The 21,017-nt window shown below is 69.9% G+C and carries 18 protein-coding genes; 8 read left to right on the top strand and 10 right to left on the bottom strand.

What is annotated here, in order from left to right:
• Positions 1-15: 15 nt before the first annotated feature.
• Genes purU through glyA form a run of 6 tightly spaced genes read right to left on the bottom strand, consistent with a single transcriptional unit; the run spans position 16 to position 7,368 of the window.
• Positions 16-996 (bottom strand): formyltetrahydrofolate deformylase, encoded by a 981-nt coding sequence (gene purU / locus ACIBEI_RS06120; RefSeq protein WP_398885550.1) that lies wholly within the window; start codon positions 994-996, stop codon positions 16-18.
• Positions 996-1,628 (bottom strand): sarcosine oxidase subunit gamma, encoded by a 633-nt coding sequence (locus ACIBEI_RS06115; protein WP_398885548.1) that lies wholly within the window; start codon positions 1,626-1,628, stop codon positions 996-998. The genes purU and ACIBEI_RS06115 overlap by 1 nt, the downstream gene beginning before the upstream one ends.
• Positions 1,621-4,509: a sarcosine oxidase subunit alpha family protein gene (locus tag ACIBEI_RS06110; protein WP_398885546.1), complete on the bottom strand. Its 2,889-nt coding sequence runs from the start codon at positions 4,507-4,509 to the stop codon at positions 1,621-1,623. The genes ACIBEI_RS06115 and ACIBEI_RS06110 overlap by 8 nt, the downstream gene beginning before the upstream one ends.
• On the bottom strand, positions 4,506-4,802 hold the full coding sequence (locus ACIBEI_RS06105; protein ID WP_398885544.1) for a sarcosine oxidase subunit delta: 297 nt from the start codon (positions 4,800-4,802) through the stop codon (positions 4,506-4,508). The genes ACIBEI_RS06110 and ACIBEI_RS06105 overlap by 4 nt, the downstream gene beginning before the upstream one ends.
• A 23-nt stretch (positions 4,803-4,825) precedes the next feature.
• On the bottom strand, positions 4,826-6,046 hold the full coding sequence (locus ACIBEI_RS06100; RefSeq protein ID WP_398885542.1) for a sarcosine oxidase subunit beta family protein: 1,221 nt from the start codon (positions 6,044-6,046) through the stop codon (positions 4,826-4,828).
• Positions 6,043-7,368: a serine hydroxymethyltransferase gene (gene glyA, locus ACIBEI_RS06095; RefSeq protein WP_398885540.1), complete on the bottom strand. Its 1,326-nt coding sequence runs from the start codon at positions 7,366-7,368 to the stop codon at positions 6,043-6,045. The genes ACIBEI_RS06100 and glyA overlap by 4 nt, the downstream gene beginning before the upstream one ends.
• A gap of 94 nt (positions 7,369-7,462) precedes the next feature.
• Here glyA and ACIBEI_RS06090 point away from each other — a divergent pair, with 94 nt between their 5' ends.
• A complete protein-coding gene (locus ACIBEI_RS06090; protein ID WP_398885538.1) occupies positions 7,463-8,131 on the top strand; it encodes a GntR family transcriptional regulator in 669 nt (222 codons plus the stop codon).
• 204 nt (positions 8,132-8,335) lie between these two features.
• On the opposite strand, the gene ACIBEI_RS06085 is transcribed toward ACIBEI_RS06090, so the two are convergent.
• Together ACIBEI_RS06085 and ACIBEI_RS06080 are read right to left on the bottom strand one after the other, a co-directional pair.
• Complete coding sequence (locus ACIBEI_RS06085) at positions 8,336-9,061, bottom strand: DUF4389 domain-containing protein (RefSeq protein ID WP_398885536.1); 726 nt, start codon at positions 9,059-9,061, stop codon at positions 8,336-8,338.
• 107 nt (positions 9,062-9,168) lie between these two features.
• Positions 9,169-10,245: an AI-2E family transporter gene (locus ACIBEI_RS06080; protein ID WP_398886305.1), complete on the bottom strand. Its 1,077-nt coding sequence runs from the start codon at positions 10,243-10,245 to the stop codon at positions 9,169-9,171.
• Positions 10,246-10,532: 287 nt separating this feature from the next.
• Between ACIBEI_RS06080 and ACIBEI_RS06075 the strand changes: the two genes are divergently transcribed.
• From ACIBEI_RS06075 to ACIBEI_RS06065, 3 genes are read left to right on the top strand one after another with little or no spacing between them, the layout of a single operon-like run.
• The gene (locus tag ACIBEI_RS06075; protein ID WP_398885534.1) at positions 10,533-10,895 is read left to right on the top strand and encodes an ArsR/SmtB family transcription factor; all 363 of its coding nucleotides are present in this window, start codon (positions 10,533-10,535) and stop codon (positions 10,893-10,895) included.
• Positions 10,879-11,430 (top strand): SRPBCC family protein, encoded by a 552-nt coding sequence (locus ACIBEI_RS06070; protein ID WP_398885532.1) that lies wholly within the window; start codon positions 10,879-10,881, stop codon positions 11,428-11,430. Before ACIBEI_RS06075 ends, ACIBEI_RS06070 begins: the two co-directional genes overlap by 17 nt.
• Positions 11,430-12,095, top strand: coding sequence for a dihydrofolate reductase family protein (locus ACIBEI_RS06065; protein WP_398885530.1), 666 nt, complete (start codon positions 11,430-11,432; stop codon positions 12,093-12,095). The genes ACIBEI_RS06070 and ACIBEI_RS06065 overlap by 1 nt, the downstream gene beginning before the upstream one ends.
• A gap of 327 nt (positions 12,096-12,422) precedes the next feature.
• On the opposite strand, the gene ACIBEI_RS06060 is transcribed toward ACIBEI_RS06065, so the two are convergent.
• The gene (locus ACIBEI_RS06060; RefSeq protein WP_398885528.1) at positions 12,423-12,965 is read right to left on the bottom strand and encodes a GNAT family N-acetyltransferase; all 543 of its coding nucleotides are present in this window, start codon (positions 12,963-12,965) and stop codon (positions 12,423-12,425) included.
• A 620-nt stretch (positions 12,966-13,585) separates the two neighbouring features.
• Here ACIBEI_RS06060 and ACIBEI_RS06055 point away from each other — a divergent pair.
• The 3 genes from ACIBEI_RS06055 (at position 13,586) to ACIBEI_RS06045 (ending at position 19,186) form a co-directional block, all read left to right on the top strand.
• The gene (locus tag ACIBEI_RS06055; protein WP_398885526.1) at positions 13,586-16,444 is read left to right on the top strand and encodes a PQQ-dependent sugar dehydrogenase; all 2,859 of its coding nucleotides are present in this window, start codon (positions 13,586-13,588) and stop codon (positions 16,442-16,444) included.
• A 17-nt stretch (positions 16,445-16,461) separates the two neighbouring features.
• The gene (locus ACIBEI_RS06050) at positions 16,462-18,231 is read left to right on the top strand and encodes a lectin (protein WP_398885525.1); all 1,770 of its coding nucleotides are present in this window, start codon (positions 16,462-16,464) and stop codon (positions 18,229-18,231) included.
• 418 nt (positions 18,232-18,649) lie between these two features.
• Positions 18,650-19,186 carry a helix-turn-helix domain-containing protein gene (locus tag ACIBEI_RS06045; protein WP_398885523.1) on the top strand — a complete coding sequence of 179 codons (537 nt, stop codon included), beginning with the start codon at positions 18,650-18,652 and terminating at the stop codon, positions 19,184-19,186.
• 175 nt (positions 19,187-19,361) lie between these two features.
• On the opposite strand, the gene ACIBEI_RS06040 is transcribed toward ACIBEI_RS06045, so the two are convergent.
• Positions 19,362-20,174 carry an acyl carrier protein gene (locus ACIBEI_RS06040; RefSeq protein WP_398885521.1) on the bottom strand — a complete coding sequence of 271 codons (813 nt, stop codon included), beginning with the start codon at positions 20,172-20,174 and terminating at the stop codon, positions 19,362-19,364.
• Positions 20,175-20,590: 416 nt separating this feature from the next.
• Here ACIBEI_RS06040 and ACIBEI_RS06035 point away from each other — a divergent pair, with 416 nt between their 5' ends.
• Positions 20,591-20,986, top strand: a complete 396-nt coding sequence (locus tag ACIBEI_RS06035; protein ID WP_398885519.1) for a VOC family protein — start codon at positions 20,591-20,593, stop codon at positions 20,984-20,986.
• Positions 20,987-21,017 lie beyond the last annotated feature (31 nt).

The following is a 21,017-nucleotide window of genomic DNA, read 5'->3' as shown; positions in this document are numbered from 1 at the left end:
GTGGGCGTCCGGCCGTCAGCGAAGGATCACCGTGCGCCTGCCCTGGACGAACACCCGGCCTTCGCAGTGCCACCGCACCGCCCGGGCCAGGGCCGCCGACTCCGCGTCGCGGCCGATGGCGGCCAGGTCGTCGGGGGTGTGGCTGTGGTCGACGTGGATGACCTCCTGGGCGATGATCGGTCCTTCGTCGAGGTCGGCGGTGACGTAGTGGGCCGTCGCGCCGACGAGCTTGACGCCGCGGTCGTGTGCCTGGTGGTAGGGCTTGGCGCCCTTGAAGCTGGGCAGGAACGAGTGGTGGATGTTGATCGTCCGGCCGGCCAGCCGGGTGCACAGGTCGTCGGACAGCACCTGCATGTATCGCGCCAGCACGACCAGTTCGGCGCCGCACGAGTCGACGATCTCCAGGAGCCGGCCTTCAGCCTCGTGCTTCGTCGCGGCGGTGACCGGCACATGGAAGAACGGGATGTCGTGCCAGGCGACCAGTGCCTCGTGGTCGCGGTGGTTGGAGACCACGGCGACCACGTCGATGGGCAGGTCGCCGCTGCGGGTGCGGAAGAGCAGGTCGTTGAGGCAGTGGCCGTAGCGGGACACCATGACCAGCACGCGGCGCCGGGCGCTGACCGGTTCGAGATGCCACCGCATGGCGAAAGCGGGAGCCACCGTGGCGAAGTCCCGACGCAGGGCTTCCGTGGTGTTCTCGCTGCCGGGGGTGGCGAAGCGCACCCGCATGAAGAAGTGGCCGTCGCGGCGGTCGCCGAACTGCTGGTTGTCGATGATGTCGCTGCCGTGCTCGACCAGGAACCGCGAGACGGCAAGGACGATGCCGGGAGCCTCGGGACAGTCGAGGGTGAGTACGTGCTCGACGGGCGCCGCGCCGGAATCGGCCTCGGCCGGCCAGTGAGCTGGTGACGCGGCGGAAGCCGGGAGCCCGCCCTCGGTCGACGGGGCGTGACCGGCCCTCACGGTCCGGGAGTCCGGCGACGCGCTCGAAACCATCAGGGCACCTCCACACCGCGGTACTCGCTCATCGCGTCGATGAGCCACCGCGCCAGGTAGTCGGCGAACGAGGACCGCGGGAACAGCCGGTATGTGGGCATGCCGTCGACCTGCCAGAGCAGCGCCGCGACAGGGCCGACCGTGGTCGACACCGCGTGGCCGGGGCCGAAGGCCCGGGGGTGCAGGTCCAATGGGCAGCCCTTCTCCAGGACCTGCCGGGCGGCCGGGCCGCTCAGCTCCAGCGTGGTCCGGTTCGCCGAAACGTCCACGACCGAACCCGGGGCTTCCGCGAGCGCTCCCCGCAACTCGGCGGCCACAGAGGCCCCTTCGGCCTGGGACAGCACGAGCCATTCGTCGGGGCCGAGCCACATGACCGTATGGGGGCCGGATGCGCTGGTGTGGCCGCACCGCTGCGGCAGCGGCGCCCCCAGGGCCTTCTCGATGCGGTCGGCCGCCTCGGAGTCGGGGGTGACACGCAGGTTCACCATGGTGATGAACGGCCACTCGGCCAGCGTGACGCCGTGGGCTCCGGTGACGGTGGCGTCGCGCATCCGCTCTTCCAGATGCGCCAGAGGGCTGGTGCGCAGCGTCACCGGTCCTGAGCCTGTCCCGGTCGTCGTCGGTTCAGCCATCGCGCCTGGTCCCTTCGGGGTCGTAGAGAACGAAGTCGGTCACCTCGACGAGCACCAGGTCCTCGCCCACAGGGGCGAGCAGGGTCTCGCCGATCCTGGCCCGCCCGTCGGCGACGAGGGCGAGGGCGAAGGGACGGCCGAGGGCCGGGCTGTGGTAGCTGGAGGTCACGTGTCCGAGCATGGGCACCGGCCCGGCCTCGGGGGTGATCGGCACATCCGGTGCGACGAGCTGGGTGCCCTCGGGCAGCCGGGTCGTGCGGTCGCTCGGCAGCAGGCCGACCAGCTGCTTGCGGTCGGTGCGGGCGGTGTCGGCGCGGGAGTAGGACCGCTTGCCGACGAAGTCCTTCTGTTTGGAGACCACCCAGGACATGCCCGCGTCCTGCGGGGTGACCGTACCGTCGGTGTCCTGGCCGACGATGATGTAGCCCTTCTCGGCCCGCAGGACGTGCATGGTCTCGGTGCCGTACGGGGTGATGCCGTACGGCTGACCGGCCTCGTACACCTGCTCCCAGACGGCCAGGCCGTACCACGCGGACACATTGATCTCGTAGGCGAGTTCGCCGGAGAAGGAGATCCGGCAGATACGGGCCGGGATGCCGGAGGCCAGGGTGGTCTCGCGGAAGGCCATGAAGGGGAACGCCTCGGCGGACAGGTCGATGTCGGGCGCGAGTCCCGCGACGACCTGGCGCGACTGAGGGCCCACGACCGCGATCGTCGCCCACTGCTCGGTCACCGAGGTGCAGTGGACGTCGAGTTCGGGCCACTCGGTCTGCAGCCACTCCTCCAGCCAGTCCAGGACCCCGGCGGCGCCGCCGGTGGTGGTGGTCATGAAGTAGCGGTTGTCGTCCAGGCGGAGCGTCACACCGTCGTCGAAGATCATGCCGTCGGGCTTGCACATGACGCCGTAGCGGGCCGTGCCGGGCTTGAGCTTCTTGAAGGCGTTCGTGTAGACGCGGTTGAGGAACTCGCCCGCGTCGGCGCCCCAGATCTCGATCTTCCCGAGGGTGGAGGCGTCCATGAACGCCACGCCCTCACGTGCCGCCCGGCACTCGCGGGCCACGGCCGTGTCCATGTCCTCACCGGGCCCGGGGTAGTACCAGGGGCGCTTCCACTGCCCGACGTCCTCGAACTCCGCACCGTGGGCGGCATGCCAGCTGTGGATGGATGTGGTCCGCTCCGGATCGAACAGGTCGCCGCGCTCCCGCCCGGCCAGGGCGGCGAAGGCGATCGGTGTGTAGGGCGCCCGGTAGGCCGTCGTGCCGATCTCTCCGAGGGAACCGCCGAGGGCCTCCGCGATCACACCGATCGCGTTGACGCCGGACGTCTTGCCCTGGTCGTTCGCCGTGCCGAGCGAGGTGTAGCGCTTGACGTGCTCGACACCGCGCATGCCGGCGCCGGTGGACCGCCAGATGTCGGCGACGGTGACATCGCGCTGGAGGTCGACGAAGTGGGTGTCCCAGGTGCCGGGTTCACCGCCCGGGGCAGGCACCAGCCACAGTGCGCGCGTCGGGCCCGCTCCGGACCGCGCATCGCCGGGAGACGGTACGGGTACCGGGAATCCGGCGTCCGTCGCGGCCCGCGCACCGGCCCTGGCCCCTTCGGCCAGGCAGCCGTCGAGGTCGTACGTCCCCCGGGCCGCACCCACGACCTGCTGGTCCCGTACGGTCCCGTCGGGGACGAAGGCGACCAGGTCCTCGTCCCAGCGCAGCTTGCCCTGGCGCTGGCTGTGCAGATGCACCACCGGGCTCCAGCCGCCCGAGACAGCGAGCAGGTCGCAGTCGAACGACCGTGCCTCACCGGTGAGTCGACCGAACTCGTCGAGCGCCTGGACGGTGACGCCGGTGAGCCGGCCTTCGCCCTGGGTCTGGACCACCGCGCTGCCCGTCAGGACCCGTACCCCGGTCGCCACGGCCACCTCGGCGGCCCGGTGGGACAGTTCGGGGCGTGCGTCCACGACGGCGGCGATGTCGACGCCTGCGGCGTGGAGATCGGCGACCGTGTCGTAGGCGCTGTCGTTGGTCGTGCTCACCACGGCCCGGGAGCCCGGGGCCACGGCGTACCGGTTGAGGTACGTGCGCGCGGCCGCGGCGAGCATCACCCCGGGACGGTCGTTGCCGGCGAAGGTCAGCGGACGTTCGTGAGCGCCGGTCGCCAGGATCACCTGGCGGGCGCGGATGTGCCACAGCCGCTGGCGCGAGACGACGGCGGAGGGCTCAGGGGCGTCGGCTCCCAGGTGGTCGGTGCGACGCTGGAGAGCCAGCACGTAGTTGTCGTCGTACGACCCGAAGGCCGTGGTGCGTTGCAGGACCACGACCTCGGGGGCGGCGTCGAGTGCCGCGCGGACGTCGGCGACCCACTCGTGGGCGGTCCGCGCACCGGCCCTCTCGGTGCGCCCGGAGAGCAGCGAACCCCCGGGCTCGGGCTGGTCGTCGATGAGGATCACACGGGCGCCGGAACCGGCGGCAGCGGTGGCGGCCGCGAGCCCGGCGGGTCCGGCGCCGACGACCAGGACATCGGTGTGGACGTACTTCTTGTCGTAGACGGCGGGGTCGGGGGCCGGGTCGAGCCGCCCCATCCCGGACAGGGTCGTCGCGGACAGTCCGTCGTACAGCTCCACGGTGGTGGCCGGGAGCATGCCCTCCGAGTACGAACCGTCGATCTGCAACAGGGCGTTGGGCTCCTCGACACCCGCGCCGACGATGCCGCGCGGGCGATGGCGGTAGAGCGACGGGGAGACCTCGACGAGCCCGTGCGCCAGCATCGCCGAGGCGACGGTGTCTCCGGGGTGCCCGGTCAATTCCCGCCCGTCGACCGTGAACCGCAGCACGGTGCCCCGGTCGACGCGGCCCCCTTGCCTCAGCCGGAAGTGCTGGTCGGTCATCGGTTCCCTCCGGCCTGGGGCAGTTCGGGGCGGGGCTCGTCGAGCCGGTAGGCGGCGAGCACCTCGTTGGTGACGGTGTCGCGCAGGACGTTGAACCAGCGGCGGCACCCGGTGCTGTGCATCCACCTCTCGGCGAAGGGGCCCTTGGGGTTGTCGCGGTAGAAGACGTACTCGGCCCACTGCTCGTCGGTGAGCTGGGCGGAGGCCTCGGGGTAGGGGACGTGGGCCTGTCCGCCGTAGTGGTACTCGGTCTCGTCACGGGGACCGCACCATGGGCAGCTGATCAGCAGCACGGTGTCCTTCTCTCAACAGGCTTTCAGTGGGCCACGGCTGCTGCGCCGTGCTCGTCGATCAGTGCGCCCGTCGTGAAGCGTTCGAGGGCGAAGGGGGCGTTCAGCGGATGGGGCTCGCCCGTGGCGATGGTGTGCGCGAAGGTCCAGCCGGCGGCCGGGGTGGCCTTGAAACCGCCGGTGCCCCAGCCGCAGTTGACGTAGAGGTTCTCGACGGGGGTGGTGCCGATGATCGGCGAGGCGTCCGGCGTGACATCGACGATGCCGCCCCAGGTCCGCAGCACGTGCGCGCGGGCGAAGACGGGGAACAGCTCGACGGCGGCGGCCATCTGCTGCTCGATCACGTGGAACGAACCGCGCTGTCCATAGCCGTTGTAGGAGTCGACGCCCGCGCCCATCACCAGCTCGCCCTTGTGCGCCTGGGACACATAGACGTGCACGTGGTTCGACATGACGACCGTCGGGTGCACCGGTTCGTGCAGTTCGGAGACCAGGGCCTGCAGGGGGTGCGACTGCACGGGCAGCCGTACGCCCGCCCGCGCGGCCAGCACGCTGCTGTGCCCGGCGGCCGCGAGGCCGACCCGGCCGGCGAGGATGCGGCCACGGTTGGTCTCGACGCCGACGACCCGGTCGCCGTCCTTGAGGAAGCCGGTGACCTCGCAGCCCTGGATCAGGTCCACGCCCATCTCGTCGGCCCGGCGGGCCAGCGCCCAGGCGACGTGGTCGTGCTTGGCGATGCCGGCGCGGGGCTGGAAGGTGCCGCCGAGGACCGGGTACCGGGTGCGGGGCGACACGTTGAGGATGGGGCAGACCTCGGCGGTCTCCTCCGGGGTGAGCCACTCGGCGTCGACCCCGTTGAGGCGGTTGGCGTTGACGCGGCGCATTCCCTCGCGCACGTCCTGGAGGGTGTGCGCGAGGTTGAGGACGCCGCGCTGGCTGAACAGGAAGTCGTAGTCAAGCTCCTCCGGGAGCCGCTCCCACAGCTTGAGCGCGTGCTCGTAGATCGCCGCGCTCTCGTCCCACAGATAGTTGGAGCGGATGATCGTGGTGTTGCGGGCCATGTTGCCGCCGGCCAGCCAGCCCTTCTCCAGGACGGCGACGTTGGTGATGCCGTGGTTCTTGGCGAGGTAGTAGGCGGTGGCCAGGCCGTGGCCGCCCGCGCCGATGATGACGACGTCGTACGACGAGCGCGGGTCCGGGGTGCGCCACAGGAAGTCCGGGTGCTCCGGAAGCGGCTGGGTGGTCATGCCGCGTCTCCGTTCAGCTGGGGCAGGTGGGGATAGAGGGGGAACGCGGCGGCGAGCTTCTCGACCCGGGCGCGCAGCAGGCCCGCGCGCTCGTCGCCGAGCCGCTCGTCCTTCAGAGCCTGGGCGATGATGTCGGCGACCTCCCGGAACTCCGCCGCGCCGAAGCCCCGGGTGGCGAGGGCAGGGGTGCCGATCCGCAGCCCCGAGGAGACCATCGGCGGGCGGGGGTCGAAGGGCACCGCGTTGCGGTTGACGGTGATGCCGACGCGGTGCAGCCGGTCCTCGGCCTGCTTCCCGTCGAGCGCGGAGTTCCGCAGGTCGACGAGGACCAGGTGGACTTCGGTGCCGCCGGTCAGCACGGTGATGCCGGCCTCGGCCACATCATCGGCCAGCAGCCGTCCGGCGAGGATGCGGGCGCCGTCCAGGGTGCGCTGCTGGCGTTCCTTGAACTCCTCGCTCGCCGCCACCTTGAAGGCCACCGCCTTCGCCGCGATGACGTGCTCCAGCGGGCCGCCCTGCTGGCCCGGGAAGACGGCGGAGTTGATCTTCCTGGCGAGGCCGGCGCGGCTGAGGATCACTCCACCGCGCGGGCCGCCGAGGGTCTTGTGCGTCGTGGTCGTCACGACGTCGGCGTACGGCACCGGGCTCGGGTGCAGGCCCGCCGCCACCAGCCCGGCGAAGTGCGCCATGTCCACCATCAGGTAGGCGCCCACCTCGTCGGCGATCCGCCGGAACGCGGCGAAGTCCAGTTGACGGGGGTACGCCGACCAGCCGGCGACGATCATCCTGGGCCGGTGCTCGCGGGCGAGCTGCTCGACCTCGTCCATGTCGACGCGCAGATCGGACTCGCGTACGTGGTACGGCACGACGTTGTACAGCTTGCCGGAGTAGTTGACGCGCATGCCGTGGGTCAGGTGGCCGCCGTGCGCGAGGTCCAGGCCGAGGATCGTGTCGCCGGGGGCGAGCAGGGCGAACATCGCGGCCGCGTTGGCCTGGGCGCCCGAGTGCGGCTGCACGTTCGCGGCCTCCGCGCCGAACAGTTCCCTCACCCGGTCGATGGCCAACTGCTCGACGACGTCGACGTGTTCGCAGCCGCCGTAGTAGCGGCGGCCCGGGTAGCCCTCGGCGTACTTGTTGGTGAGGACCGAGCCCTGGGCCTCCATGACCGCGACCGGGGCGAAGTTCTCCGAGGCGATCATCTCGAGGGTGGACTGCTGGCGGTGCAGCTCGGCGTCGACGGCGGCGGCGACCTCCGGGTCGAGTTCGCGGAGCGGGAGGGCGAGGGAGGAGGTGAATGTGCTGGTCGACGGGCTGGTTGCCATCTGTGCACCATCCTGGGGGCCAACTAATGAGCAACTGATATATCAGCTTCTGCGGTAAGGTATGTGAGCCCGTCGGACAGGTCAAGGGGGCCTCATGCAGAAGGTGGCGACCGAGCCCGGGAGCGGTGAGGAGTTCTCCCTCGCCGAACGTGCCTACCGCGCCATCCGCGACCGGCTCGTCATGCTCGAGATCCGCCCGAGCGCGCCGATCAACGAGGAGCAGCTGGCACAGTCCCTCGGCGTGGGACGCACACCCGTGCGGGAGGCGCTCAAACGGCTCCAGTACGAGCGCCTGATCACGACCTACCCCCGACGCGGCACCTTCGCCACCGACGTCAACATCACCGACCTGGCCCATATCTCCGAGGTACGCCAGGAGCTGGAGCCCCTGGCCGCCGCCCAGGCGGCGCGGCGCGCCACGGCCCCGGACCGCGCGACGCTGACAGCGCTGCTGCGGGAGCTGGAGAGCGTGGATTCCCGTCGGCACGACCCCACCGAACTCATGCACCTGGACCTCCAGGTCCACCGCGCCATCTACGCCGCCACGCACAACCCGTATCTGGAGGACACCCTCGTCCGCCACGACAACCTGGCCACCCGCATCTGGTGCCTGTTCATCGACCGTCTGCCCGACATGGCCGGTCATGTCGAGGAGCACGGACCGCTGATCGAGGCGATCGTCGCCGGTGAGCCCGACAAGGCGGCCCAGCTCGCCCGCGGCCATGTCGAGGGCTTCGAACGGGCCATTCGGGACGCCATCTGAAACGTCGTCCGGGTTCGCCGCGTCGGTGCCCGGCAAGTCGTGGGGCAGGACCATGAAGGTGCCAGCGAGTCAGGAGGTGCGCTCGAGCCGCGCGCGCAGTTCGCTGTGGTCACTCGATCCAACGGGCAGCGGCCTCGTAGGTGGTGGCCGGCGTGCTGTTGAACGCGATGGCGGCACGGGGTGCGTGCCGCCGAACCAGGTGGACTACTCGCCCTTCGTCATGGGGGAGGCCGGGGGCGCGGTCGGTGGTGAGTCCGGCTGGGGGCCCGGCGTGGACTCCTGTCCGCCCGTGTCGAGGCGGAACGGCGGGTACTGGTCGGTCATCAGCGCGGCATAGACGGTCACCCGGGCGACCCATCGGGCGAGGCCCATCAGGAAGTCGAAGAGGTGCCGCGGGTACCGGGCGGTGAACAGCAGGACGACCACGGCGACGAGGGAGAGGAAGGGCATCAGTCCGCCGCCCCGCCAGCCGCCCCCGTCGCCCCAGTCCCCGCCCCATCCCCAGCCGCCCGCGAACATCGCGACGACGATGTACTGGGGGATCGCCAGCAGCCACCACTTGACCAGGACCAGGCCACGCGAGAGGCGCGCGGGGTAGGCGACGTCGAAACGTGCCGGATAGTCCGGCACGTCCGCGAGGGTGAACGGCGGGTACCGGTCGGTGCCGAGCGCGGTGTGGGCGTAGTAGCTGACCCGCCAGTTCCAGCGCAGTACGCCGACGCTGAAGTCGAAGAGGGACCGGGGATACCGAGCGGTGAACAGGATGGCGAAGAACGCGATCACCGTGACGAGCACGACCCCGATCCACAGGAAGAACAGCACGATGTAGTGCGGGATGGCGAGGAGCCACTTCACCAGCCACAGCCATCTGGAGAGCCGGGCATCGACGGATGCCTCGATACGCACGGGCGACGCGGTGACAGGAAGCATGGGAGGGAACTCCTTTCGCTTGCAGATTCGCAAGCGAGGTGGAGCCCCGCGACCTGGGAGGGGCCGTTCGCGCGCCAGGCGCCCCGGCCGTCGGCCGGAGCGGCAGGTCACCCTTCGGCCACTGGCTCCGGTGACGGCTCGCTGAGCTGCTCGCGCACGTAGTTCCACACCACCGCGATCAGCGCGGCGATCGGTACGGCGAGCAGACTGCCCACGATGCCGGCCAGGCTGCCGCCCAAGGTCACCGCCAGCAGGATCACGGCCGCGTGGAGGCCGAGCCCACGACTTTGGATCATCGGCTGGAAGACGTTCCCCTCGAGTTGCTGCACCACGATGATGATGGCCAGCACGATCAGCGCGTCCGTCAGGCCGTTGAAGACCAACGCGATGAGGACGGCCACGAAGCCGGCGAACAGGGCGCCGATGATCGGCACGAACGCGGAGACGAACGTCAGCACCGCCAACGGCAGCACCAGCGGCACCCCAACAACCCACAGGCCCAGGCCGATCAGAACGGCGTCGAGCAGACCGACGGCCGCCTGGGAACGTACGAAGGAGCCCAGGGTCGCCCAGCCACGAGCGGCCACGGTGGGGATGTCCGTGGCGAGCCGGCCGGGCAGTTGGCGGGCGAGCCACGGCAGGAAGCGCGGGCCGTCCTTGAGGAAGAAGAACATCAGGAAGAGCGCCAGCACGGCGGTGACCAGGCCGTTGACGATGGTGCTCACTCCTGTGACCACAGTGGTGACCATGCTGCCGAGGCCGTCCTGAGCGCGGGCGACCGCGCTGTCCATGGCCTTGGTGATGTCGTCGTCGCCGATGTTCAACGGCGGCCCGGAAGCCCAGTCGCGCAGCTTCTGGATGCCTTCGACCACACCGTCGGTCAGCTCACCGGACTGGGACGCCACCGGTACGGCGATGAGCGCCACGACGCCGCCTGCGACGAGGAGGGACAGCACGGTCACGGCCGACGCGGCGAGGGCGGGCTTCCACCCGTGACGACGCAGAAAACGAGCCAGGGGCCAGGTCAGTGTGGTCAGCAGCAGGCCGACGACGAGCGGCCACACCACCGACCACATCCGGCCCAGAAGCCATAGAGACACCGCGAGCATCGCGAATATCAGCAGCAACTCCGCTGAAAAACGTGCCGATGTGCGCAGCGCGGCGCGGGCCTTCGTGGAACTCAGGGTGGCAGTCACGGTGGCACCCTATTGCCAGGGCTGTCGGCCGGATGACCTGGGCCGCGGAACCACCGGTCGGCGCAGGCGTTCCGGACGATCTGCTTGGTCGGTTCGTCGTGCGTAACGGTCGGCGTCGGGGCCCTTCCAGGCCGGGCCCCGCTCTCAGCAGCCCTCCACCCGGTCATGCGTTGCCGCACCTTCGTCACAGCCAGGTCGGCCAGTCGGACCGGCCCGAGCCGGTCAGTGGCCACACAGTCGTTGACGCATGCCGATATAGGCATATGATGAGGACCATGGCACGAGCGGCGACGACCTCGGACGCGTTCAACGCGATCGCCGAGCCGCAGCGGCGGGAGATCCTCCTGCTGCTGCGAGGCGGCGAGCGGCCCGTGACCGGGCTGGCGCGGGATCTCGGGATGAGCCAGCCACAGGCGTCCAAGCACCTGCGGGTGCTCCGCGAGGTCGGGCTGGTGCGGGTCCGCGGGGCGGGCAAGCAGCGGCTGTACGGCCTGGACGCCCGCGGGCTGCGGCCGATCCACGAGTGGGTGGGCGGCTTCGAACGGTTCTGGAGCGAGAGCTTCGACCGGCTGGACGAGTACGTGCAGGAGTTGGAGCAGGCAAGGCAGGAGGGACCACACGATGGCGACGACCAGTAGCGGCGGCGAGGCTGCGCACGTGACCGCGGACCGCGAGGTCGTGATCTCCCGGGTGATCGGCGCCCCGCGGGAGGTGGTGTTCGAGGCGTTCACGCGAGTCCGGCACCTCTCGCGGTGGTGGGGACCGGAGGGCTTCACGACGACGACGCGGTCTTTCGAGTTCCGCGCGGGCGGGGCCTGGGACTTCGTGATGCACGGGCCGGACGGGACCGACTACCAGGAGTGGATCACCTGGCGGGAGATCGTCCCGCCGGAGCGGATCGCGCTGCTGCACGGCGAGTCCCGCGACGACCCCAACGCCTTCGAGTCGGTCCTGACCTTCGAGCCGGCCGGCGAGGGGACCCGGATCGTGATGCGCACGGTGTTCCCCACCAAGGAACTGCGCGACGAGGCGGTCGAGAAGTACCACGCGATCGAGGGAGGTCGGCAGACCCTGAGCAGCCTGGCGGCTTACGTCACCGAACTAAGCCGGAGCGATACCGACCGGAGCGATACCGGCCGGAACGAGACCACCCCGAAGGGAGCGGAGAGCTGATGGCCGGGAAGGTGTTCTTCAGCGTGACGATGTCGCTCGACGGCTTCATGGCGCCGGAGGACGTGCCCGTGGAGCTCGTCTTCTCGCCCGGAGGCCAGAACGACCCGAGGGTTCGGCGCTGGATGACGAAGTGGTCGGAGCTGCAGGCGTGGGCGTTCCCGCAGCGGTTCTTCCGCGAGAACCTCAAGCTCGGCGAAGGTGGCGAGGAAGGGCTCGACAACGACATCGCACGGGCGACGTACGAGCGGACCGGCGCGAGCGTCATGGGCAAGCGCATGTTCGACGGCGGCGAGCTGGCATGGCCGGAGGAGGCGCCGTTCCACACCCCCGTCTTCGTTGTCACCCACACCGAACGTGACCCGTGGGAGCGGCCGGGCGGCACGACCTTCCACTTCGTCAACGACGGCGTCGAGAGCGCACTGGACCGGGCCCGCGATGCCGCCGGCGACCGCGACGTGCGCATCGCCGGCGGCGCCGAGACGATCCAGGAATACCTGGACAGCGGCCTGATCGACGAGTTCTCGATCACCCTCGCCCCCGTGCTGTTCGGCACCGGCATCCGCCTGTTCGACCGCGTGGACCCGGCCCGCCTCGCCCTCGACCAGACCCGCACGGACGCGTCGTCCCGGGTGACCCACCTGACCTACACCGTCGGGAAGCGGTAGCCGGCGCACGACGCCGGCCGACGCCCCCCACCCTGCGGCCCCGGTCGCGCGGGGTGGGGCCGCAGGCCCAACCGGGCACGGGCACCGCTGCGCCCTTCCGCCCAGGACTTTCCCAACACGACGACGGACAGACTCCGCAGTTCCGCTCGCGGCAGCCGCCGCACGCGATCCGCGACTTGGCTCCACCGCGTCTCCCTCGGCTGGTCCACCCCATCGAGGACAACACTTCGACGAGCTCCCGCCGGGCCGGCGTCACGCACCCCCTAAGCCCAGCACCTGGAGGCCTTCGCCGACCGGAACCGCGAGCGCCTGCAGTCGGATGTTGCCTCAGCTCCGAGGCTGCGGGCGCGGGCGCGGGCGCGGCGATGCTCCAACGGTTGGCCGAAGGTCGCACAGGTACCAAGTGCCTGACTTGCCGCCGAGATCGGCCGGGGCGGCAGGGCCAACCGGGACGAACCCGGCCTTGGCCAAGACGTTCTGGGACGCGGCGTTGTCGTGGGAGGTGGCCGCCCGCAGTGTGAGCAGACCGTGCATCGCTGTCGCCGTCCGGCACAGCTCCTGGACAGCCGCGGTCGCCAGGCCGCGTCCGGCGACCCGCTCCGCGACCCGGTAGCCGAGTCTGGCGGTGCCGTCCTCCAAGTCGTACAGGTTGAACCTGCCGAGTACCGAGCCGTCCTCGGCGACGAGCACGTAGAAGGCGCAGATGCCGGCCTCCTGCTCGGCCAGCGAGGCGTTGAACCGGTCGGTGAACTGGTCGAAGAAGTCGTCGCCGCGGTCGGAGATCGAGGCCGCGAAGTAGGCGCGGTTCGCCAGCTCGAAGGCCAGGACCGCCGGGGAGTGGCCGTCATGCAGCCGCTGCAGCTCGGGCATCGCCCGACTCTACCCAGAGCGTGCGCTGTGGCCACCTGGGTTTCCGTCAGTGGCGGACAGCTTTGAGAGCAGGGAGAGCAGGGCACATTCGGCAGCCTTTCGAGCAGGGTGTCCGCGCGGAGCTTGCCCGTCCGCGTGGTCATGCGGTGGCCATGGGGGAGGGCGGGTACGTCGCCGACCTGCCGCTTCTCCAGCTCGGTTCGCAGGTGCGGGTTGCCTCCACGGACTTCATCGCTGTCTCCCGAGCGACCTTGGCCGGCCGTTGACGGGCCAGCGGTGAAACCGTCGGGCCGAGCCGCCGCCGCTCGGTCGCGGTCGCGATCAACGCCAGCGCGATCTACGGGTCGGCGACCTGTCGGACCGGCGCGCGCCGGCACAGCTGATCCCACGCCCGAAGTCGCCCCAGGCAAGCCGGAGTTCCAACTTTGTCCCGCACGTGGAAAAAGTATCGAGATCTTGTGTGAAACGGGTTACGGAGCTCAACAAAGCTCGCTAACTTCCTTGAAATGAACCGGTCATAGGGCCGAGACCGGTCATGACGGCGCGACGGCGCGCGCCTGTGCACTGCTTGGCAGCCCGGTGAGGGCTGCCGTCATCCCACCCCACTTTGGGAGACCTCTGTGCGCAACAAACCGCTCAGAACCAGACGTATCCGTTACCTGCTGACCGCCGCTGCCTGCGCTCTCGGCTGTCTGCTGCCCATGCCCCAGGCCGCCGCCCAGCAGGCGGATCCGGCCGCCGGGCCCAAGGCGGCCGCCGTCGAGTTCCAGCAGGTCACGCTCGCCAAGGGTGTGGCCGAGACGGGCGAGCCCATGACCCTGGCGGTGCTGCCGGACCGCTCGGTCCTGCACACCTCCCGGGACGGCACGGTCCGGTTGACGAACGCCGCCGGGACCACCTCCGTCGCGGGCAAGCTGGACGTGTACAGCCACGACGAGGAAGGCCTGCAAGGCGTCGCCGTGGACCCCGGCTTCGCGTCCAACCGGTCCGTCTACCTCTATTACGCCCCCAAGCTCAGCACTCCGGCCGGTGACGCCCCGGCCGAGGGCACGGCCTCCGACTTCGCCCCCTTCGACGGGGTCAACCGGCTGTCCCGGTTCGTGCTGAAGACCGACGGCACCCTGGATCTCGGCAGCGAGAAGAAGATCCTCGACGTGCCGGCCTCCCGCGGCCTCTGCTGCCATGTGGGCGGCGACATCGACTTCGACGCGGCCGGAAACCTGTACCTGTCCACCGGCGACGACACCAACCCGTTCGCCTCGGACAGCTACACCCCGATCGATGAGCGCCCCACCCGCAACCCCGCCTTCGACGCGCAGCGTTCCTCGGCCAACACCAACGACCTGCGGGGCAAGGTCCTGCGGATCAAGGTCAACGCGGACGGGTCGTACACGATCCCGAGTGGCAACCTCTTCGCGCCCGGCACCGCGAAGACGCGCCCCGAGATCTACGCGATGGGCTTCCGCAACCCCTTCCGCATGAGCGTCGACAAGCCCACGGGCATCGTCTACCTCGGCGACTACGGCCCTGACGCAGGTACCGCCAGCCCCACGCGCGGACCCGGCGGGCAGGTGGAGTTCAACCGGATCACCAAGGCCGGCAACTTCGGCTGGCCCTACTGCACCGGCAAGAACGACGCGTACATCGACTACAACTTCGCCACTGGCGCCTCCGGTGCCGCCTTCAACTGCGCGGCTCCCACGAACAGTTCACCGAACAACACCGGCCTCACCGCGCTGCCTCCCGTGCAGCCCGCCTGGATCCCGTACGACGGCGGATCAGTACCGGAGTTCGGCAACGGCTCGGAGTCCCCGATGGGCGGCCCGGTCTACCGCTACGACGCCGCCTCCACCTCCGAGGTCAAGTTCCCGCAGGAGTACGACGGCGACTACTTCGCCGGGGAGTTCGGCCGCCGCTGGATCAAGCGGATCGAGTCCGGCACCGACGGCACCGTACAGTCCATCAACCCCTTCCCCTGGAGCGGCACCCAGGTGATGGACATGGCCTTCGGGCCCGACGGCGCCCTGTACGTCCTCGACTACGGCACCGGCTACTTCAGCGGCGACGAGAACTCCGCCCTGTACCGCATCGAGCACGTCACCGACGGGCTCGCCCCGACCGCTCAGGCGAAGGCCGATGTCACCTCGGGCAAGGCGCCCCTGGCCGTCTCGTTCTCCTCGGCCGGCAGCACCGACCCGGACGGCGGTGCCCTGAGCCACACCTGGACCTTCGGCGACGGCGCAACCTCCACCGCCGCCAACCCCTCTCACACCTACGCGACCAACGGCCAGTACACGGCCACGCTCAAGGTCACGGACACCACCGGCAAGTCCGCGACCGCCTCCGTACAGATCACGGTGGGGAACACCGCGCCCACGGTGAAGCTCGACCTGCCCTCGGACGGAAGCATCCACGACTTCGGCGACGCCATCCCGTTCAAGGTGACGGTGACCGATCCCGAAGACGGCACGGACGGCACGATCGACTGCTCCAAGGTGAAGGTCACCTTCGTCGTGGGACACGACAGTCACGGCCATCCGCAGACCTCGACCACCGGATGCAGCGGCACACTCCAGACCCTGGCGGACGGCGAACACGACCCCAACGCCAACATCTTCGGAGTGATCGACGCCGAGTACACCGACAAGGGCGCCGGCGGCCAGCCCGCGCTCACCACACACGACCAGCACGTCGTCCAGCCCAGCCACCGGCAGGGCGAGCACTACGGCGCCTCCGCCGGCGTCGACGTCATCTCCCACGGTCCCGCCCACGGCGGGAAGACCGTCGGCAACATCGAGAACGGCGACTGGATCTCCTTCCAGCCGTACGCCCTCGGCAACGCGACACGGTTCACCGCCCGGGTCTCATCGGCGGGCGCGGGCGGCACCATCGAGGTCCGCGCCGGATCCCCGACCGGCACCCTGCTCGGCACGGCGACCGTGCCGGTGACCGGAGGGTGGGAGACCTTCCAGGACGTGACGGCCGGCCTGAGCAACCAGCCCGCCGGCTCCACCTCCCTCCACCTCGTCTTCAAGGGCGGCAGCGGCGCGCTCTTCGACGTGGACGAGTTCTCCCTCACCACCTCCGGCGACACCACCCGCTCGGGTGAGGTGAAGGGCGTGAACGGTAAGTGCCTGGACGTGGACAACGCGCAGACGGCCGACGGTACGAAGGTGCAGATCTGGACGTGCAACACATCTGCCGCCCAGAAGTGGTCGGTCCCCGGTGACGGCACGCTGCGGGTGCTGGGCAAGTGCCTGGACGTGTCCGAGGGGGCCTCCGCGGACGGTACGAGGATTCAGCTCTGGACGTGCAACGGCTCGGGCGCGCAGAGTTGGGCGGCTCAGTCGGACGGCACGGTCCGCAATCCGCAGTCGGGCAAGTGCCTGGACGCCTCGGGCGGTACCTGGAACGACGGAACTGCGGTCCACCTGTGGACCTGCCACGCCAACGCCAACCAGAAATGGACCCTGCCGTAGGAGGGAGGAGACCGACCATGCGTACTTACCTGAAAGCGGCCCTCGGCCTGTTCGTGGGCGCCACACTCTGTCTGCCCCCGCAGGCCGCGGCGCTGCCCGGAGAGGTGGGCCAGCCGGTCACCGGTTCCGTGACCGCCGAGGCACGGCCACTCGCGGCGGCCGACCCGGCGTACAAGATCCTCGTCTTCTCCAAGACGGCGGGCTTTCGCCACTCCTCGATCGACGAGGGCATCACGGCCCTGCGCGGTCTGGGCTCCGCGAACAACTTCACCGTGGACGCGACCGAGGACGCGGGGACCTTCACGACAGGCAACCTCGCCCAGTACAAGAGCGTCGTCTTCCTGTCGACGACGGGTGACGTGCTGAACTCGGCCCAGCAGACGGCCTTCGAGCAGTACGTCCAGGGCGGCGGCGGATACGTCGGCATCCACGCCGCCGCCGACACCGAGTACGACTGGCCCTTCTACGAGGGTCTGGCAGGTGCGCTCTTCCACTCGCACCCGGCCATCCAGTCCGCCACGGTCAAGGTGGAGGACCGCGCGCACGACTCCACCGCCCACCTGGGCAGCACCTGGCAGCGCACCGACGAGTGGTACAACTACCGCACCAACCCGCGCACCACCGCCCGCGTCCTGGCCTCGCTCGACGAGTCCAGTTACTCGGGCGGGAACATGTCGGGCGACCATCCGATCGCCTGGTGCAAGGACTACCAGGGTGGCCGGGCCTTCTACACCGGCGGCGGCCACACCGAGGATTCGTACGCCGAGCCCGCCTTCCGGCGCCACCTCCTCGGCGGCATCCGCTGGGCCGCCGGCATGACCGACGCCGACTGCCGCCCGGAGACCGGCTACACGTCACTGTTCAACGGCTCGTCCACCAGCGGCTGGAAGCAGGCCGGCCCCGGGCAGTTCAGTCTCGCGGACGGCACCCTCACCTCCGTGGGCGGGATGGGGCTGTTCTGGTACAACTCCCAGGAGTTCACCGGCGATTACTCCCTCAAGCTCGACTGGCGGATGGCCGGGGACGACAACTCCGGTGTCTTCATCGGCTTCCCGGCCTCCGACGACCCGTGGACGGCGGTGAACAACGGCTACGAGATCCAGATCGACGCCACCGACGCCGCCGACCGCACGACGGGCTCCGTCTACGGCTTCAAGTCGGCGGACATCGCCGCACGGGACGCGGCGCTCAACCCGCCGGGGGAGTGGAACGCCTACGAACTCCGGGTCACCGGCGAGCGGTTGGAGATCTTCCTCAACGGCCGGAAGATCAACGACTTCACCAACACCGACCCCGTACGGAGCCTGCGGCAGGGGCACATCGGCATCCAGAACCACGGCGACGGCGACGACGTGTCCTTCCGCAACATCCGCGTCAAGCACGCCGGCGGCCAGGAGCCCGGCCCCCGCTCGGGTGAGGTGAAGGGAGTGAACGGCAAGTGCCTGGACGTGGACAACGCCCAGACGGCCGACGGTACGAAGGTGCAGATCTGGACGTGCAACACATCTGCCGCCCAGAAGTGGTCGGTCCCTGGTGACGGCACGCTGCGGGTGCTGGGCAAGTGCCTGGACGTGTCCGAGGGAGCCACTGCGGACGGCACGAGGATCCAGCTCTGGACGTGCAACGGTTCGGGCGCGCAGAGTTGGGCGGCCCAGTCGGACGGCACGGTCCGCAATCCGCAGTCCGGTAAGTGCCTGGACGCCTCCGGCGGCACCTGGAACGACGGAACCGCGGTCCACCTGTGGACCTGCCACGCCAACGCCAACCAGAAATGGACCCTGCCGTGACGACCTGACGACCTGACTGACTGGTTGGCGTGGTGCGGTGACCCAGCGCCCTCCCGGCAGCTGACTGGTCCGCTGCCGGGAGGAGCCTGTCGCTGCCCGGTTGCGCACGAACCTCGACCGGTCACGCCCAGCCGTGTCGGCCGAATGTCGTCTGGTCGCGGGTGTGTGGATGCCAGTCGCTTGTACGGCCTTCGCGTTCTGGGGTCTCATGAACGGTCTCCGTGCGGTCGTTGCCTGCCTTGTGATCGTGTGTGCCGCGGCTGTAACGCCGGCCGTGCCTGTGACGCTGGCTGCGGCCTCTCGAAGCCGAACTGGTCGGCGCTTCCGGTGCCGGCGGCCGCCCCGCCGGTGACCGTGTTGGACCTCGCCGCCCGCGGGCCGGGCGAGGCGTGGGAGACCGGGGCCGAGCAGGCCGCCGATGGACCTGACCAAGTTGGCGTCGAAATGCGGGCTGCCGAAGACGACCGCGTACCGGTTGCTGGAACAGCTGGTCGAGCTGGGTGCGGTGGAGCGATGTCGTGGGGGTTACCGGATGGGCCCGCGGCTGTTCCGGCTCGGGCAGGGGTGGCAACCGCATCCCGGGCTCCGATCCGCCGCGCGGGAGCCGGCGCGTCGCCTGGCGCGCGCCACGGGTGCGGTGGTGGGGCTCAGTGTGCTGCGCGAGGGGCAGACGCTGGTCCTGGACTGGACGGCCTGCGAGACCGACGAGGTGTTCGGACCCTTGCTCAACGACATGGCCTGGCCATGGTTCACCGCGGCCGGCAAGGTGCTGGTGGCCGGGGCGAGTCCTCGGCTTCCCCTGGGTCCGCTGCCCTCGTCCTGGCATCGGGAGGCGGCGGCGATCCGGGACCGGGGGGGGCGTTCGACCGGGAGGAGCTGGTGGCGGGTGTGTGTTGTGTGGCGGCGCTGTTGCATGGCCCAGGGGGTGTCCCGCTGGCGTCGTTGTGCGTCGTGACGGATCCGGCCCACAGCCTGGACCGGCTCGCCGGCGTCGTTCAGCACACGGCAAGGACCATCAGACCATCAACGCGACGCTGCGCGGCCGGTGAACCAGTTCGCCGACCGCGGCAGGGCCCCTTCTCCCGGGGGCCACGGGGCCCATTGGGCACGAAGTCCCGCCGTCTGGAGGGCTACGTGCGGGGGAGGGAGGTGTTGGTGATCGGGAGCGTCTGGTGCGCGCCTGCCACATAGAGGTCCGTCGGAGCGGTGCGCAGTTCGAACGTGTCGTCGTAGCCCGAGACGCGCACCGACATCACGAAGAATCCGTCGTCCTCGGCGGTCGTCTTCACGTCGTACTCCTGCTCCCAGTAGGTCTGCAGGAAGACCTCGGTGCCCTGGGGCTCGACCCCCTTGGGGAGGGTGACCCTGCCCTGGACGGTGAGGATGTCGCCCGCCTTCACCTTCCTCTTGTTGACCTTGTAGGTGACGGAGCTGGACTTGGCGTCGGCGGCCACGGTGGTGTCCGCGTAGTAGCCGTCCTGCGGGGTGTTGAGGTCGCCGTCCTCGTCGTAGAGGGCCGTGATCTGCACTTCGTGCTGGACGTTGAGCAGGCTGCTGCCGGTCACGTGGTCGATGTCGACGTCGGGGACGGTGAACGTCCCGTTGGCGTCGGTGACCGGCTTGCCCAGGTCGCGCGGCTCGTAGTAGGTGGGGTCGATCGGGTCGCCCCACGGATTCCAGGTGGTGAAGCGGACGACCTCCTGGATGGTGACGGGGATGTTGGGCGCCGGGGTGCCGTCGGCCTTGGTGACCGTGCCGGTGACGTCGACGCGGCGGTTGTCGTAGTCGGTGCTGGTCGGATTGGTGCTCACGGTCAGCACGTAGGCGTCGCCGGGGGTGGCGTCCGAGGGCTTCGCCGAGGCGGCGGGCGCGGACAGGCCGCCTGTGGCGAGCAGCAGCGCGGCGGTCGCGGCAAGCCGCGTCGGCAGGGATGTTCTGGGCACGGGTCAACTCCAACTTGGTTCGGGACTGGAGGAGTCGCGCCGGGCGGCACCGGTTCCGCCGCGGCGCACATGTGCGACACACCAGGTGCGACCGGCGAGGTGAGGCGGGAGTTGTATCTGTGCGGCCCCTGTTACGCGGCTGTGGCAGGAGGCTGTTTTGTCCGGGTTGCGGGTTCACCTGGACGTCGGCTTCGGGCCGTCCTGCGTTGTCCTCGGCGGGTGGATGTTGGGGATGCGGGGGAACCGGGAGCGTGGCACGTCCGCGAACGTGGAACCTTTTTCGCAAGACGGCCGACGCAGCGGGGCACCGCCAACAGCAGCTCCCACAGAGGCGATGCAGTCAGGAAGATCTCGGATCTGTCGGACGGACGGCATGGCCAATACTCTGGGCCCCTTGCGCACTATCTGGGAGGGTCGTGGCAAGTAGGTTCACCGAGTTGGTCGTTGACTGCCACGATCCGGAGAGGCTCGCGGCGTTCTGGTGCGAGGTCTTGGACTTCAAGGTGATCGACCGGAGTGAGGGTAAGGCCGAGATCGGCTCCTGGGTGCCGACCGTCGAGAATGTGCGGGCCCGCCAGATGCCGCCCACGCTGGTGTTCATCCAGGTGCCCGAGGGCAAGACCACGAAGAACCGGCTTCACCTCGACGTCAGCCCGATCGATGGCAGCACCGAGGACGAGGTGACCAGATTGCTCGGCCTCGGCGCCACGAAGACGGATGTGGGCCAGGGCTCAGACGTGAACTGGGTGGTCATGGCAGACCCTGAGGGCAACGAGTTCTGCGTCCTGCGCACCCTGGCACCGCAGAACTAGGCCGCGGGCGGGCACCCGCACGGCTCCCAGT

This window comes from Streptomyces sp. NPDC050988, assembly GCF_044456225.1.
Lineage (GTDB): Bacteria > Actinomycetota > Actinomycetes > Streptomycetales > Streptomycetaceae > Streptomyces.
This window is presented reverse-complemented; position numbering and strand designations above follow the sequence as displayed.